The sequence below is a fragment of the Mesorhizobium sp. M7A.F.Ca.CA.004.04.2.1 genome, assembly GCF_004022825.1.
Taxonomy (GTDB): domain Bacteria; phylum Pseudomonadota; class Alphaproteobacteria; order Rhizobiales; family Rhizobiaceae; genus Mesorhizobium.
Genome location: NZ_RZPH01000039.1, coordinates 1 through 14,461, shown reverse-complemented (window position 1 = coordinate 14,461; position 14,461 = coordinate 1). Strand labels below are relative to the sequence as shown.

Annotated in this window: 16 protein-coding genes and 1 pseudogene; 5 read left to right on the top strand and 12 right to left on the bottom strand. The window is 61.7% G+C overall.

Translation table 11 applies throughout. The features are described 5' to 3' along the window. The 9 genes and pseudogenes from EN893_RS03680 to EN893_RS03640 form a co-directional block, all read right to left on the bottom strand. Window positions 1-202, bottom strand: a pseudogene (locus EN893_RS03680) (FMN-binding glutamate synthase family protein); the annotation flags it as partial. A gap of 6 nt (window positions 203-208) precedes the next feature. Continuing rightward, window positions 209-934, bottom strand: coding sequence for a GXGXG domain-containing protein (locus tag EN893_RS03675; protein ID WP_027036064.1), 726 nt, complete (start codon window positions 932-934; stop codon window positions 209-211). Window positions 935-938: 4 nt separating this feature from the next. Continuing rightward, entirely contained in the window at window positions 939-1,835 is an 897-nt protein-coding gene (locus EN893_RS03670) for a glutamine amidotransferase family protein (protein WP_063167616.1), read from the bottom strand. A 103-nt stretch (window positions 1,836-1,938) separates the two neighbouring features. Further along, complete coding sequence (locus EN893_RS03665; protein WP_127267812.1) at window positions 1,939-2,262, bottom strand: hypothetical protein; 324 nt, start codon at window positions 2,260-2,262, stop codon at window positions 1,939-1,941. Next, a complete protein-coding gene (locus EN893_RS03660; RefSeq protein ID WP_164748761.1) occupies window positions 2,259-2,948 on the bottom strand; it encodes a hypothetical protein in 690 nt (229 codons plus the stop codon). Before EN893_RS03660 ends, EN893_RS03665 begins: the two co-directional genes overlap by 4 nt. Before the next feature lie 45 nt (window positions 2,949-2,993). Beyond that, complete coding sequence (locus EN893_RS03655; protein ID WP_127267811.1) at window positions 2,994-4,388, bottom strand: amino acid permease; 1,395 nt, start codon at window positions 4,386-4,388, stop codon at window positions 2,994-2,996. 14 nt (window positions 4,389-4,402) lie between these two features. Continuing rightward, window positions 4,403-4,564 carry a hypothetical protein gene (locus EN893_RS03650; RefSeq protein WP_013532900.1) on the bottom strand — a complete coding sequence of 54 codons (162 nt, stop codon included), beginning with the start codon at window positions 4,562-4,564 and terminating at the stop codon, window positions 4,403-4,405. Window positions 4,565-4,600: 36 nt separating this feature from the next. Continuing rightward, complete coding sequence (locus EN893_RS03645) at window positions 4,601-4,978, bottom strand: hypothetical protein (protein ID WP_013532899.1); 378 nt, start codon at window positions 4,976-4,978, stop codon at window positions 4,601-4,603. A gap of 26 nt (window positions 4,979-5,004) precedes the next feature. Continuing rightward, complete coding sequence (locus tag EN893_RS03640) at window positions 5,005-5,292, bottom strand: hypothetical protein (protein WP_027036059.1); 288 nt, start codon at window positions 5,290-5,292, stop codon at window positions 5,005-5,007. A gap of 286 nt (window positions 5,293-5,578) precedes the next feature. Here EN893_RS03640 and EN893_RS03635 point away from each other — a divergent pair, with 286 nt between their 5' ends. From EN893_RS03635 to EN893_RS03620, 4 genes are all read left to right on the top strand, one after another. Then, on the top strand, window positions 5,579-6,712 hold the full coding sequence (locus EN893_RS03635; protein WP_127267810.1) for an aminomethyltransferase family protein: 1,134 nt from the start codon (window positions 5,579-5,581) through the stop codon (window positions 6,710-6,712). Window positions 6,713-6,853: 141 nt separating this feature from the next. Continuing rightward, window positions 6,854-7,450: a dimethylamine monooxygenase subunit DmmA family protein gene (locus EN893_RS03630; RefSeq protein WP_127267809.1), complete on the top strand. Its 597-nt coding sequence runs from the start codon at window positions 6,854-6,856 to the stop codon at window positions 7,448-7,450. Next, window positions 7,447-8,412 (top strand): PDR/VanB family oxidoreductase, encoded by a 966-nt coding sequence (locus EN893_RS03625; protein WP_127267808.1) that lies wholly within the window; start codon window positions 7,447-7,449, stop codon window positions 8,410-8,412. The genes EN893_RS03630 and EN893_RS03625 overlap by 4 nt, the downstream gene beginning before the upstream one ends. Window positions 8,413-8,503: 91 nt before the next feature. Then, entirely contained in the window at window positions 8,504-9,544 is a 1,041-nt protein-coding gene (locus tag EN893_RS03620; protein ID WP_127270288.1) for a DUF3445 domain-containing protein, read from the top strand. 119 nt (window positions 9,545-9,663) lie between these two features. Here the strand turns inward: EN893_RS03620 and EN893_RS03615 are convergent, their stop codons facing one another. Then, on the bottom strand, window positions 9,664-10,035 hold the full coding sequence (locus EN893_RS03615) for an endonuclease domain-containing protein (protein WP_127270285.1): 372 nt from the start codon (window positions 10,033-10,035) through the stop codon (window positions 9,664-9,666). 150 nt (window positions 10,036-10,185) lie between these two features. After that, window positions 10,186-10,902: an XRE family transcriptional regulator gene (locus tag EN893_RS03605; RefSeq protein ID WP_127270283.1), complete on the bottom strand. Its 717-nt coding sequence runs from the start codon at window positions 10,900-10,902 to the stop codon at window positions 10,186-10,188. Between the two features lie 317 nt (window positions 10,903-11,219). Between EN893_RS03605 and EN893_RS03600 the strand changes: the two genes are divergently transcribed. Then, window positions 11,220-12,578, top strand: coding sequence for an NAD(P)/FAD-dependent oxidoreductase (locus EN893_RS03600; protein WP_127270280.1), 1,359 nt, complete (start codon window positions 11,220-11,222; stop codon window positions 12,576-12,578). Between the two features lie 11 nt (window positions 12,579-12,589). Here the strand turns inward: EN893_RS03600 and EN893_RS03595 are convergent. After that, window positions 12,590-14,461 (bottom strand): ABC transporter permease subunit (locus EN893_RS03595; protein ID WP_128361403.1); only part of this gene is annotated, 1,872 nt, incomplete at its 5' end.

Below are 14,461 nucleotides of genomic sequence, written 5' to 3'. Positions count from 1 at the left end.
GCTCGCGATAGCCTTCGAGCGGATAGCGCGAGATCGATGCGCCGAGGAACAGAAGGTCGTCGAAATGCGGCAGCTTGCGCTTGGCGCCGGCGCCGCGGATGTCATAGATGCCGGTCGCTGCGGCACGGCGGATCTCGGAAAGCGTGTAGTCGTCGAAGGTCGCGGATTTGCGCGGCGTCGTCGGCGGGTTGCGATAGGTCATGCTGCCTCAATACGCGTCGGCGTTGTCGATATTGAAATTGTAGAGCGTGCGCGCCGAACCGTAACGCTTGAACTCCGACGGCTTGACGCCGGTGATGCCGGCACGGTCGAGCAGGCCTTGCAGCAATTCCAGATGCTCGGTCCGCATCTCCTTGGCGATGCAGTCGGCACCGAGGCTTTCGACCTTGCCGCGCACGAAGAGCCGCGCCTCGTAAATGGAATCGCCCAGCGCGTCGCCGGCATCGCCCAGCACCACCAGATTGCCCGACTGCGCCATGAAAGCCGACATATGGCCGATATTGCCGTGGACGACGATGTCGATGCCCTTCATCGAAATGCCGCAGCGCGACGAGGCGTTGCCTTCGATGACCAGCAGGCCGCCCTTGCCGGTGGCGCCGGCATATTGGCTGGCGTCGCCTTTGATGGTGATCGAGCCCGACATCATGTTCTCGCCGACGCCGGGGCCTGCCGAGCCATGCACGGTAATGGTGCTGCCGGAATTCATGCCGCCGCAGTAATAACCGACGCTGCCGCGCACATCGATGGCAACAGGCTGGTCGACGCCGACGGCGACCGAATGGCTGCCTTTCGGGTTCAGCACTTCCCATGCCGTTTCGTTCGAGCCCGGCGCCAGATTGTGCAGCGCCTGATTGAGTTCGCGCAGCGACAGCTGGTCGAGATCGAAGACCCGAGGATCGTGTGCCGCAGTCTTTGAAAGCGTGGTTGCGGGCATGAACTCAATGCTCCCAGAAATAGACGGTTGCGGGCTCGGGTTCCCAGACCCTCGCATTGTCTATGCCGGGCAGTTTGGTCAGCGCGCGATATTCCGAGCCGAAGGCGACATACTGGTCGGTTTCGGCCATGACAGCGGGCTTGCAGGCGATCGGGTCGCGCACCACGCCAAAACCGTTCTTGGTGCCGACGACGAAGGTGAAGAAGCCGTCTAGGTCGGAGAGCGTGCCTTCCAGCGCCTCGCCGAGATTCTTGCCATGCGCCATCTGCGACGAGAGATAGGCGGCAGCAACCTCGGTGTCGTTTTCGGTTTCGAACGTCATGCCTTCGCGGATCAGTTCGCGGCGGACATTGTTGTGGTTCGACAGCGAGCCATTGTGCACCAGGCACTGGTCGGCACCGGTCGAGAACGGATGCGCGCCCATCGTCGTCACTGCCGATTCCGTTGCCATGCGGGTATGGCCGATGCCATGCGTTCCGGTCATCTTGCGGACGTCGAAGCGATCGACGACGGCCTCCGGCAGGCCGACTTCCTTGTAGATCTCGACAACGTCGCCGGCGCCCATGATGCGGATGTCGGGGCGCAGCGCCTGGATGGTTTCGCGCGCTTCATCGATCTTGGCCGGCGTGGTCCTGACGACCGCATGGGTGGATTTCACCGCGATCGTCACCGGCGTGCCGATGGCCTTGGCGAGCTCCGCCTCGAGGCCGCGGAAATCGCGGTCGGGCTTGGCGGACTGGATGGTGATCTTGGCCTCATTCTTGGAAGGCGCGCCATAGATGGCGATACCGGCGCTGTCCGGACCGCGGTCGCTGAGGGAGATCAGCATCTGCGACAGCATCGCACCAAGCTGGGGTTCCAGCGACTTGTCCTTCAAAAACAGTCCGACAATTCCACACATGTCAGCCTCCCGATGTTTGTAGCTAAGAGATCGTTTGTAGCTAAGAGAGGATGTATCGAATGAGCTGCACAAATTCAATCGTATGAAAAAAATATTCCTCTAGTTACCTATGCGGCTCAATGCCGCTCTGCGCACTGTCGCCGTCTCGCCGGGCATTGTGAACCCATTTGGCGGAGCGGATGCGGGCGAGCTTGTAGGCGTCGAGAATCGACAAGGCATAGATCAGGAAGCCGCCGGCGTGACGGCCGACGAAGCTGGCATCGGGCGGTGCGATCTTGGCCGTCACCCATGCCAGGATCACCATGAAGAAAAGGAACTGAAGGCCGCGCACCGGCACGCCGAGAATGACGTGCCCGCTTCCCGGCAGCACGATTGCGGCGCCGAGAACCAGATAGGGATTGGTGGGTGCCGTGGTGGGAATGGTCATGCGGCTTGCCGTTCGCTTTTGTTGATGGCGTCGCGAAGCGCCGACACCGACATCAGCAGTCTTTCGATCAGCGCACGATCGAGTGTGGCGTCGCCAAATTCGGCCTGCCGGAACACACCGTAGCGCGCCCGTTCGGCTTCGGCCAGCAGCCACACGATGCGTACCCCTTTCGGGGTGATCAGCAGTTCCTTGGCGCGCCCTTCGGAAAAAATCCCGAGGTGGCCGGCGATGGTCTCCAGTGGGAAGTGGACGCCCCTGCGATCCGTCCGCAACACGGCCTCGGCCGGAAATGCCGAACTCTTCGGCAGCGTGTGGTCGAGATGATCGAAATTGGAGAAGGTCGTCGGCGACCCCGGCCGCATCATCATGTCGAAGGTGCCGGGCACGGCCACCGGCTCGGTGACCGAGATGCTGAGCCAGCGCGCCGGCAGTTTCCGCGTCGCCAGTGTGTCGACGATGGTGCGCACCTGGACGCGTTGGCTGTTCCAGGATCCTTCCCAGGTGATGACGCCGGCGGTGCCGTCCGAGACATTGGCTGCGTCGGCGATGGCTGTGCGGATGCGGTCCTGCTCGACGGCAAGCGCCATCGATGCCCTGTTGCGGCTGGCACGCGCCTGCCAGGCAAGGTGGAGAACGATAGCCAGGACAATGGCTCCGGCCAGCAGTGCTGATGTCAGCTCGGACATTTTCTCATGCCACGCCCATCCAGGATACGGACCGGCCTACTCCCATCAATAACCCTGCGGCTTCGGCCACGGCATGGTGAACTGATCGCCGCGCCGCACGAATTTGTAGCGATAGAAATGGAACCACAGTGAGATCAGGAAATAGAAGGCGACCATGGCGATCAGTTGCGAGCCGAAGCCGAGGAAGATGGCGAAGAAGGTCACCACGCACAGGCAAAACAGCACGATGGCCGGGATCGGGTGGAAGGGGTGCGTGTAGCCGCGGCGGATCGAGCCGAGCGGCCACTTCTTGCGGAACATGATGATGTTGATGCTCATGAACGTGTATTGCAGCACGCCCGACAGGATCGAGAAGGTGATCGCCTGGTTGAGGTCGGCGATGAAGGCGAAGGCCAGCGCGATCGGCAGCAGGAACAGGATCGAACGATAGGGCGTGCGATATCTCGGATGCACGGCCGAGAACCATGTCGGCAGATAGCGGTCGCGGCCGAGCGAGAACCAGGCGCGCGCCGCATCGTTGATGCAGCCATTGGCGGAGGCCATTGCAGCAAGCAGCGTGGCGACGAACAACAGGTTCTCGAGCAGCGGGCTGCCAGTCAGCTTGCCGGCGTCCCACAGCGGATAATAGGTGATGCCGAGATATTCCCATGGCATCATCGAGGCGCAGACATACCAGGTCATGGCGGCGGCGATCAAAAGCGTGATCATGCCGGCCATGGTGCCGTAAGGCAGCGAGCGGGCCGGCGAGCGCACTTCCTCGGCGGCCTGTGTGGTGCCCTCGATCCCGAGATAGTACCAGATGCCGAACTGGAAGGCGGCGATGACGCCAATCCAGCCATAGGGGAGTGCATTGCCTGGCGTGACCAACTCGTTCAGCTTCAGCACGGCGCCTTGCGTCCACGGGCTGACCGAAAAGAACAGGATGACAATCGAGATATAGGCGACCGCTGTGATGACGAAGTTGACATTGAGCGTCATCAGCACGCCGCGATAGTTCAGCCACGCCAGCACGACGATGGTCGCGGCGATGAAGGAATTGTGGGTGAGCCCTTCGACGCCGGCCTTGGCGACGATGGTGTCGCCGAGCAGGATGGCGTCGGACACTTCGAGCATGGTGTAGGCAAAGACCAGGAACAGCGCGACGTTGAACGCCATCAGCGGTCCGACGATGTGCTTTGCCTGCGCATACTGGCCGCCGGCGGCGGCCACGGTCGATGTCACCTCGGAATCGATCATGGCGACCGAGGTGTAGAGCAATCCCACGACCCAGCAGACGATCAGCGCGGCCAGTGCGCCACCCTTGTCCGCCGAGAAATTCCAGCCGGTGAATTCGCCGACCAGGACGATGCCGACGCCGAGCGCCCAGACATGGGCCGGTCCGAGCACGCGCAGGAGTGAAACTCTGTCCCCTTGGGCAGCCGGTTCAAGTGCGATCGTCATTGTTCAATCCTCACTCAGATCCGGTGTTTTTCGGAAGTGGCTTCCAGTTCGCCCTCGCGCGAGGAGGTCAGCACCTCTTCGGAGAAGGTCGTGTCAACCTTGAACCAGTCGTAGAGCATCCACAAAGCGAGCACGATCGAGATGCCCCAGCATGCGTAAGAGAGTGCCACCCACATGATCGTGTCCCCCGAATTAAATCGTCCTCAGAACTCTTACTTGTCGTCGAATTTTTCGTTGATGACGTCGCGATATTCGCGGTCTGATGCACGAAACAGGAAGACGAAATAACCGATCAGCACCGCCGCCATGATGATCAGCGTCGGCCAGTCGATGACATAGTGGAAGCGGTTCTGGATGATGTCGTGCGCGGTCTCGGGCGTATAGCCGAGCTTTTCCCAGATAGACGCCATGGTCGGGTTCTGGCCTAGCGCTTCCCAGGTCTTGGCGTCGAGCGCGTCGATGGATTTCGCCGCGCCGGCGAGGCCCAGCTTGAGCGGTAGCCACAGTGCCACGAAAATGGCGACGACGACGACGGCGATGTCGAAAACCTGCCCGGCCTTGCTTTGTTCCGGCGGCGTGTAGCGGGACATCTCTTCTACCCCTCAGGACTTGCGGTTCAGGACTTGCGGTTGCGGAACGCGTCGGCGTTCTTGATATCGAGCCCGTAGATGAATTCCTTGTCTTCCTTGTAGTGCTTGACCATCGCCAGGATGGCGGCCGTGTTGAAGATCAGCACGGCGGCGGCGGCGATCGCGACCACGGCCTTGATGCCGCTGTGCGGGATGTAGGGCCATGTCATGAGGAGGACGAAGAGGATCGTCGCCCACAGGCAGACGATCAGGAGCGCGGCTCCGCGCACGTCGGAACGATACAGCGCTTCGATGCGCTGTTGCATGTCTGACATCGGTTTCTCCCCTTTTCCGCCGTCCGGTTCCGAATCCCCCGTCCGTCGTCCTCTTTCAACAGAGTGAAATTTTTTTCATAAGTTCTGTCTGAATCCCGCAATTGTCAAGCGCGATTTACGTGGGGTTAACCGTTTGGTTTGCGCGGCGGATTTTGCCTGACAATGAAATTAATTGCTTATGGGTATTGCGGCGCCCGGAGGTTTGCGATCAATATTCGGCCAAAGCTCCCGCCGCTGCGCAGGGGGCAGGGAACAGCAGAGCATTATCGAAACGGAGGACGAGCGGATGACGGCATCCTGGAGATTTTCGACCCTGGCGGATCGGCACCGAGCGCTCGGTTCGAAGCTCGAAGACTGGAGCGGCATGGGAACCGCCTGGACCTACGACAAGGATGCCGACGAGGAGTACATCGCCATCCGCACCAAGGCTGGTCTGATGGATGTCTCCGGCCTCAAGAAGGTCCACATATCAGGGCCGCACGCCTCGCATCTCATCGACCTCGCCACCACACGCGATGTCGAAAAGATCTATCCCGGCAAGTCGGCCTATGCCTGCATGCTGAATGAGGCGGGCAAATTCACCGACGATTGCATCCTCTACCGCACCGGCCCCAACGCTTGGATGGTCGTGCATGGTTCGGGCACCGGCCATGAGGAGTTGCAGCGGGCAGCTATGGGCCGCGACGTCTCGCTGCGCTTCGACGACAATCTGCACGATCTGTCGCTGCAGGGTCCGACAGCAGTCGACTATCTAGCCAAGCATGTGCCGGGCATTCGCGACCTCAACTATTTCCATCACATGCAGACGCAACTGTTCGGCTTGCCCGTCATGATATCGCGCACCGGCTATACCGGCGAGCGCGGCTACGAGATCTTCTGCCGCGGCCAGGATGCCGGCACGATCTGGGACAGGATCCTCGACGAGGGCAAGAGCGCCGGCATCATTCCGTGCCGCTTCACCACGCTCGACATGCTGCGCGTCGAAAGTTATCTGCTCTTCTACCCCTACGACAATTCCCAGAAGTATCCGTTTGAGAACGAAGGCCCGGGCGACACGCTGTGGGAACTCGGCCTCGACTTCACCGTCAGCCCCGGCAAGACCGGCTTTCGCGGCGCCGAGGAGCACTATCGCCTGAAGGGCAAGGAGCGCTTCAAGATCTATGGCGTGCTGCTCGACGGCAAGGAGCCGGCCGATGAAGGAGCGCCGGTCTATCGCGACGGCAAAAAGGTCGGCGTAGTAACCTGTGCCATGTATTCGCCGCTGGTCGAGAAATCGATGGGCATCGCCCGGCTCGACGTGGACTGCGCGGTCAAGGACACCAAGCTCGAAATCCGCAACAAGAGCGGTGCCATCAAGGCGACGGCGCAGCCGCTTCCCTTCGATGATCCCAAGAAGACCAAGCGCGCGGCGAAAGGTTGAGGCATAGTCAACACCGAGGGGTTCGAGCAATTCCAGGAAAGTGTGAAACGGTTTTCCGTCCGGAATTGCGTCGAAGCAAAGAGATAGAGCGGTCCGCCGTTTCTATGAAACGGTGAAGCGCTCGAAGGCACGAAGACATAAATGGCAGCCAAAAGTATCATCAGCCGGCCCGTTTACGGAACCTTGTCTCCGCAACCCGGCAAGCATCATCTTTTCATCGCGGACGCGGAAGGGGCGCTGGCGATAGCGGAGATGGCCGGGAGGGCGCCGCCCGGGTTTTTCGGCGACGCCGAAATCGTCTTCATTCCCGGGCTTGACGGCAAACATGCCGTCGCACTCGAAGCGTTGAAGCCGGCACAGTTCCACCAGGCGCCGTCCTTTGCCAGCCTGCTGCCACGGCTCCGGCAGACACTGGCCAACGCGCATATGGGCTTGCGCCTCTATCTCGCCGGCACGGAGGGCCTGATCGGCCAGGCGATGCAGGTGGCGCTTGAAGCCGGCATCGACCACACTTCGATCCAGACCGAGCACCGCGGCTCGCTGGCGCGGCGCATGCAATGTGTCCATTGCAAGGGCATCACCGAGAATGTGACGACGCAGCCGGCGACCTGCGCGCATTGCGGCCTGCTGCTTCTGGTGCGCGACCATTATTCCAGGCGCATCGCAGCCTTCCAGGGCGTCTGCATCAATGCGGAAGATCGCTCGGAGATTCCTCCGATGGAGGAGATTTTTCGATGAGCACCGGAACAACAAAACTCGATGTCGTTGTCAGCGACGTCGTCCCGGTCAACGACCTCGTCACCCGCTTCCATTTTCGCCGGCGCGACGGGCAGCTTTTGCCGACTTTTTCCGGCGGCGCCCATGTCGTGGTCGAGATGCGCGACGGCGAACGCACCAGGCTCAATCCCTATTCGCTGATGGGCTCGCCGCTCGATACGCGCGAATACACGATCTCGGTGCGGCGCGACGATGTCGGCCGTGGCGGCTCGCTGTTCATGCACCGGAGCGTCAAGCCGGGCATGGAGATGGTGGTCAGCTACCCCGTCAACCTGTTCTCGCTCGACCTGCGCGCCAAAAAGCATCTGATGCTGGCCGGCGGCATCGGCATCACGCCGTTCATGGCGCAGACCGCTCAGCTTGCGGCGGAAGGCGGCAATTTCGAACTGCACTACACCTGCCGCACCGCATCGCTCGGCACCTATGCCGATGTGCTGCGCGAGCGCTACGACCGCCGGGTCAGGCTCTATCATGACGACCTTGAGGAGCGCATCGAACTCGACCGGTTGCTGTCGACACAGCCGCTCGGCACGCATCTCTATGTCTGCGGCCCGGCTGGCATGATCAACTGGGTGCGCGATCGCGCGGCAAGCCTCGGCTGGCCGGCGGAAACCGTGCATTTCGAGCATTTCGCGGCACCTCAACCCGGACTGCCGTTCGACGTGAGGCTTGCCGTCAGCGGCAAGGCGATCCGCGTCGATGAACAGCAGAGCCTCTTGGAAGCGATCGAGGCGGCCGGCGTCGATCCGCCCTATCTCTGCCGTGGCGGCGTCTGCGGCCAGTGCGAGACCAACGTCATCTCTTGCGACGGCAGGTTCATCCACAACGACCACTGGCTGAGCGAGGAAGAGCACCGTTCGGGCAAGAAGATCATGCCGTGCGTGTCGCGCTTCGAAGGCCGGTCGCTGGTCCTGGAACGGTAGAGCATTTTGCAGCCAAGTGGATACACTTGGCGTCGCAGAAATGCGGCTAAAACAAAGAGATAGAGCGGGCAGCCCGCTCTAGGAGAAAATCATGGGCATCACCTTTCGCAAGGAAACGTTCCGCGATGACTTCACCTTCAAGAACAGCCCGGAGCACATAAGGCGCTTCCCGTTCCCGTTCCACGAAGACGCCTACATGTATGCTGTCAACATCGAGCCGCATGTCGTCGGACCCAGGGGCAGCGTGCTGGAAAACCTGATCGACGTCGACGAGCACTATGTCGCCGAGATGCAGGACCGCGCGCTGGTGCTGGCCGAGGATCCGCTGCGCTGCCAGTCGCTGCCGCACATGACGCTGGCCGGCTGGGACCTGCTCGAGCTTTTGATGGAGCAGCAGGCGCTGGGCTATCCCGAGCATTTCACGCTGACCCGCGACGGCGATCGCTGGCGCTGGATCAACCGGCCGCTCGGTATCGACGACACCTTCACTTTCGGCGACACCTCGACGCTGCCTTACGGGCCGATGGAATACATCACCCGGCAGAGCCAGGGCGATTTCTGCATCCTCGACCAGCGCGACGGCAATCTGTGGATGGATGCCGGCATGGTCACCACCCAGGCCGACTGGTCGCTCGATTTCGACATCGGCATGAACTTCTTCGAATGGCATGCGCCGGTGCCGCTGGCGCATGAGAAGGGGATTTTCGTCAGGGCGCTGAAATTCCTCACCAACATCCAGCAAGGCAAGCCGGCTCGACGCCTGAACTGGACGATGACCATCAATCCGCGCCTCGACACCAGCCCCGAGAACTACCACAAATGGGGGCCGGACCGGGCGACGGTGACGCCGGAGAATGTCGGCGACAAGGTGCATCTGCGGGTCGAACTGCAGAGCTTCTGGCGGCTGCCGCGCTCCAACGGCATCGTCTTCCCGATCCGCTGCTATCTGATCAAAATGGATGAACTGGTGACGCAGCCAAAATGGGCCCGGCGCCTGCACCGCGTCATCCGCGACCTGCCTGACGAACTCGCCAACTACAAGGGCCTGACACGCTATCGCCCGGCGTTGGTCGAGTGGCTGTCGAAGCTGGACGATGGGAGCGCGACGAGCCCAGGGTTTGGGCCGGATTGAATAGCTGATGTTGGCGCTGCCCCCAAAGCAGCCAATCTCCCCCCAAGAGGGGGAGATGCCCGGCAGGGCAGAGGGGGGCGCCGTGGAGCGCCTGCCTTGCCCAATCTCCACCTCCGCGCTTACGACGCGTCGCCCAGCCCAGCCACAATCATGACATGCTGGCAGACATTGTCGATATCGCGAATGACATCGTCGTTCCAGAAGCGCAGGACCGTCCAGCCCAGCGCTTCGAATTTGGCGGTTCTTGCAGCGTCCGATTCCGACGTTTCGGCCCGGCCATGCTGGGAACCATCAAGCTCGACGATCAGCTTTTTGTCCGGGCATGCAAAATCGACGATATGGCCGGCGATAGGCATCTGGCGCCGAAACCCCAGTCCCATCAGCCTGTGTGCCCTGATCTCATTCCAAAGCTTGAGTTCGGCATCGGTCATCACCTTGCGCATCGTGCGCGCATTGCGGCGGCTGTTGGCGGATACCAGATTGTGCGTCATCGCGGTTCGCCCCCCTCTGTCCTGCCGGACATCTCCCCCTCCAGGGGGGAGATCGAATGTCACTTCAGCTTTCGCCAATCACCAGTGCAAAAGAGGAGCCGTCGCGAAGCCGATCTCCTCACGAGAGACCAAGGGGAGATCGAGTCCCGCTTAACCCGCGCTCTGCGGATAGCAAATAATCGACAGATAGCGCATCGGCAGTTTCGTCAGTTGCTCCGGCCCGTGCGGCGCGTCGGCGTCGAAGAACAGGCTGTCGCCGGGCTTCATCGGGTAGAGGTTGCTGCCGTGCCGGTAAACGACCTCGCCTTCGAGCATGTAGAGGAACTCCATGCCCTCATGCTGGAAGGTCGGGAACACATCGGAATCCTCGGTCAGCGTGATCAGATAGGGTTCGACGACGACGCCGCTGGTGTTGGAACCGATATGTCCGAGCAGGTTATACTGGTGGCCGGCGCGGGTGCCGCGGCGCTCGACATCGAGACCTTGGCCGGCCTTGACGAAGACGGCGCTGCGCTCTTCCTCGAAGCGGCGGAAGAAGGCGGTGACCGGAACGCCGAGCGCCCGCGACAGTGCCTGCAAGGTGGTCAGCGACGGCGAGGTGATACCATTCTCGATCTTCGACAGCATGCCGAGCGAAATGTCGGTGGCGACCGCGAGATCAGCCACGGTGATGCCGAGCTTCTTGCGGAAGGCCCGCACCTCGCGGCCGATCGCCACCTCCAGCACTTTTTCGCGCGTGTCGCGAATGGCATGCGGGTTCTGCGTCAGCGGCGCGCGGATGGTCTTGCCGTCGGCCGAGACCTTTGGCAGCGGCTTGGCCGTCGCACCGGCAAGACCAGCCTTGGGATCGGAAACCTTCTTCGCCATGTCGCCCCCGGCACTCCTGGGATTTATTTCACTCTAGGTGAACATGTCAGGTGCCGATACAGGAGCGCAACTGCGACGGCAAGTCGCGTGAACGCGCATGCGCATGATAATGATGTTTGGCCGCGTCCGGTTTTTCGCGGGAAATCCACATCGGCGAAACCTTGTTTCAGCATCGGGCTGTTGACAGCACGAAAGGGCCAATTACTGTCCTGTGAGTGAAATTTGTTTCGTAAGAGCAATTCCGGGACAAGCGCATAGCGCTTTCCCCTCGGGAATTGCGTCAAGACAAAAGTCGAAACCAGATCGGGAGGCCTGCCATGAAAAGTCGCGTTGCCGTCATCGGAGCCGGCCCGTCCGGCCTGGCACAGCTCAGGGCCTTCAAGTCGGCGGCCGACAAGGGCGCCGACATTCCCGAAATCGTCTGCTTCGAAAAGCAGTCGGACTGGGGCGGCCTGTGGAACTACACCTGGCGCACGGGCCTCGACGAGCATGGCGATCCGGTGCACGGCTCGATGTACCGCTATCTCTGGTCGAACGGACCGAAGGAGTGCCTGGAATTCGCCGACTATACTTTCGAGGAGCACTTCGGCCGGCCGATCGGCTCCTATCCGCCGCGCGCCGTGCTGTGGGACTACATCAAGGGACGCGTCGAAAAATCAGGCCTTCGCAAATGGGTGCGCTTCAACAGCCCGGTGCGCATGGTGACGTTTTCCGACGAGACGAAGAAATTCACCGTCACCGCGCATGACCGCACCAACGACGTCACCTATTCGGAAGAGTTCGACAATGTCGTTGTCGCTTCCGGGCATTTCTCGGTGCCCAACGTGCCCTATTTCGAGGGCTTTTCGACCTTCAACGGCCGCATCCTGCATAGCCACGATTTCCGCGACGCGATGGAATTCAAGGGCAAGGATATATTGATCATCGGCCGCTCCTATTCGGCCGAGGACATTGGCTCGCAATGCTACAAATACGGCGCCAAATCCATCACCTCCAGCTACCGCTCGAAGCCGATGGGTTTCAAATGGCCGGAGAATTGGAAAGAGGTGCCGCTCTTACAGAAGGTCGTCGGCAAAACCGCGCATTTCAAGGATGGCACCACGAAAGACGTTGATGCCATCATCCTGTGCACCGGCTATCTCCATTCTTTCCCCTTCCTCACCGACGATCTGAAGCTCAAGACCGCCAACCGCATGTGGCCGCTCGACCTCTATGAAGGCGTCGTCTGGGAGAAGAACCCGCAGCTCTCCTATATCGGCATGCAGGATCAGTTCTACACCTTCAACATGTTCGACGCGCAGGCCTGGTTCGCCCGCGACGTCATCATGGGCCGCATCAAGCTGCCCTCGGCCGAGGCGATGGCTGCGCACGGCGCGAAATGGCGCGCACGCGAGGAGACGCTCGAAGACGCCGAGCAGATGATCTGGTTCCAGGGCGACTACACCAAGGAATTGATGGACCAGACCGACTATCCGGGCTTCGACGTCGAGGCGGTCAACCAGACCTTCATGGAATGGGAACACCACAAGGCGGAGAACATCATGGGCTTCCGCGACCACGCCTACCGCTCGCTGATGACGGGCACCATGGCGCCGCTGCATCATACGCCGTGGCTGCAGGCGCTGGACGATTCGATGGAGAGCTATCTCGAGGTGAAGGGCGTCGCGGCGGAGTAGGGCGGCGCCTGCTACCCCAGCCTTGCCCTGGCCTTCGCCGTCCAGGCGCCGAACAGCCGGTCGGCGACAATGCCGATGAAGGCGATGGCCAGACCCGCGACGATGCCGCGGCCGGAATCGGCCTTGGACAGCGCGATGAACACTTCCTGGCCGAGATCGCGGGTGCCGACCATGGCGCAGATGATGATCATCGCCAGCGCCATCAGGATCGTCTGGTTGACGCCCAGCATGATCTCCGGCAGCGCCAGCGGCAGTTGCACGCGAAAGAAGGTCTGGCGCGGCGTGCAGCCCGACACCTTTGCCGCCTCGATCAGCGCCGGCGGCACCTGCCTGATGCCGTGATTGGTGTAGCGGATGGCCGGCACCACGGCGAAGGCAATGGTGGCGATCATCGCCGTGACATCGCCGACCCGAAACAGCATCACCACCGGAATGATGAAGCAGAAGGATGGCAGCACCTGCAGCGTGTCGATGACCGGCGTGACGATCTTCTCGAAGCGGTCGCTGCTTGAAGCCATCAGCCCGATCGGGATGCCGACCAGGCAGGCGATGAAGGCCGAGATACCGCAGAGATAGACGGTTGCCATGGTCTTTTCCCACAGGCCGGTGATGGCGCAGAAGGCAGTCAGCGCTGCCACCAGCGCGGCCAGCCGCAGGCCGGAGAGCTGATAGCCGGCAAGGCCGAGCAGGAACACCGCGCCCAGCCAGGGAAACCCTTCGCAAAAGGCACGCAGCGGGTTCAGCAAATTAAGGATCAGCGCCACGCGGAACGCTTCGATCGTGTCGAAGAAATTGATCGTCACCCAGTTCACCGCTGCTTTCCACAGCGGCGCGGTGGTGAAGGTGATCGCTTTTGGCACTCCCGCGAAGGCCGGCACGAACAGGCCGAGAAATGTCGTCACCACAAGGATGGCGATCGCCAGCGTCAGATTGGGATAGCGCTGCCAGAAGCTCGGGCCCGCCTGCTGATGGGTATTCCCCTCTGCCTGCTTGTGCGCGATGGCCTGGCTCAGCCGGTCGAGCGCAATGGCCAGTGCCACGATGGCAAGGCCGGCTTCCATCGCCTCGCCAACCTTCAGTGCGCGCAGCGCCAGGAGCACGTCGTAGCCGAGGCCGCCGGCGCCGATCATCGAGGCGATGATCACCATGTTCAGCGCCAGCATGATCACCTGGTTGACGCCGACCATCAGTGTCGGCCGTGCCGAGGGCAGCAGCACTCGCCACAGTTTCTGCCGCGCCGTGCAGCCTGCCATCTCGCTGAAATCGTCGATCTCCGACGGCACCCGCGACAGGCCGAGCATCGTTGCCCGCACCATCGGCGGCGTGGCGAAGATGGCGGTCGCGATCATCGCCGAGACCGGGCTGTTGCCGAACAGCAGCAGCATCGGGATGAGATAGGCGAAGGTCGGAATCGTCTGCATCAGGTCGAGGGCAGGGGAGACGATAAGCCTTTCGGCCCATGGCCTGCGCCACGCCCAGATGCCGGCGAACAGCCCGGTGACGATACAGAACGGCACGGCGATGGAGATCAGCGCCAGCGTCAGCATGGCGCTGGTCCATTGGCCGAACAGGGCGATGTAGAGGAAGCAGCCGCCGACCAGCAGGCTGAGTTTTCTGCCGCCAGCGGCATGACCGGCGAGGAAGGCGGCGGCGCAGACGCCGACCCAGGACAGGCGCGGCAGGATATAGGCGTCAGCGCCGTGGCCGATCTTGAAATTCTTGGCCAGTAGATTGAGCGCGAAATCGAGGGGAACGCCGAGCACAGCGGTGATCGAGCGGGTCAACCAGGACAGGTTCGACTTGATCCAGCGCATCAGCGCGCTGACCCAATCGGCGACCGGCACGACGGCACTTGCCGGATAGTTGACGGCCCAGGGCAGGCG

Coding starts and splice junctions, on each gene's coding strand:
- EN893_RS03645 (WP_013532899.1), bottom strand. CDS start 4,978: ATGTCCCGCTACACGCCGCCGGAACAAAGCAAGGCCGGGCAGGTTTTC.
- EN893_RS03620 (WP_127270288.1), top strand. CDS start 8,504: ATGGGCATCACCTTTCGCAAGGAAACGTTCCGCGATGACTTCACCTTC.
- EN893_RS03640 (WP_027036059.1), bottom strand. CDS start 5,292: ATGTCAGACATGCAACAGCGCATCGAAGCGCTGTATCGTTCCGACGTG.
- EN893_RS03600 (WP_127270280.1), top strand. CDS start 11,220: ATGAAAAGTCGCGTTGCCGTCATCGGAGCCGGCCCGTCCGGCCTGGCA.
- EN893_RS03650 (WP_013532900.1), bottom strand. CDS start 4,564: ATGTGGGTGGCACTCTCTTACGCATGCTGGGGCATCTCGATCGTGCTC.
- EN893_RS03670 (WP_063167616.1), bottom strand. CDS start 1,835: ATGTGTGGAATTGTCGGACTGTTTTTGAAGGACAAGTCGCTGGAACCC.
- EN893_RS03625 (WP_127267808.1), top strand. CDS start 7,447: ATGAGCACCGGAACAACAAAACTCGATGTCGTTGTCAGCGACGTCGTC.
- EN893_RS03605 (WP_127270283.1), bottom strand. CDS start 10,902: ATGGCGAAGAAGGTTTCCGATCCCAAGGCTGGTCTTGCCGGTGCGACG.
- EN893_RS03615 (WP_127270285.1), bottom strand. CDS start 10,035: ATGACGCACAATCTGGTATCCGCCAACAGCCGCCGCAATGCGCGCACG.
- EN893_RS03655 (WP_127267811.1), bottom strand. CDS start 4,388: ATGACGATCGCACTTGAACCGGCTGCCCAAGGGGACAGAGTTTCACTC.
- EN893_RS03665 (WP_127267812.1), bottom strand. CDS start 2,262: ATGACCATTCCCACCACGGCACCCACCAATCCCTATCTGGTTCTCGGC.
- EN893_RS03630 (WP_127267809.1), top strand. CDS start 6,854: ATGGCAGCCAAAAGTATCATCAGCCGGCCCGTTTACGGAACCTTGTCT.
- EN893_RS03675 (WP_027036064.1), bottom strand. CDS start 934: ATGCCCGCAACCACGCTTTCAAAGACTGCGGCACACGATCCTCGGGTC.
- EN893_RS03635 (WP_127267810.1), top strand. CDS start 5,579: ATGACGGCATCCTGGAGATTTTCGACCCTGGCGGATCGGCACCGAGCG.
- EN893_RS03660 (WP_164748761.1), bottom strand. CDS start 2,948: ATGTCCGAGCTGACATCAGCACTGCTGGCCGGAGCCATTGTCCTGGCT.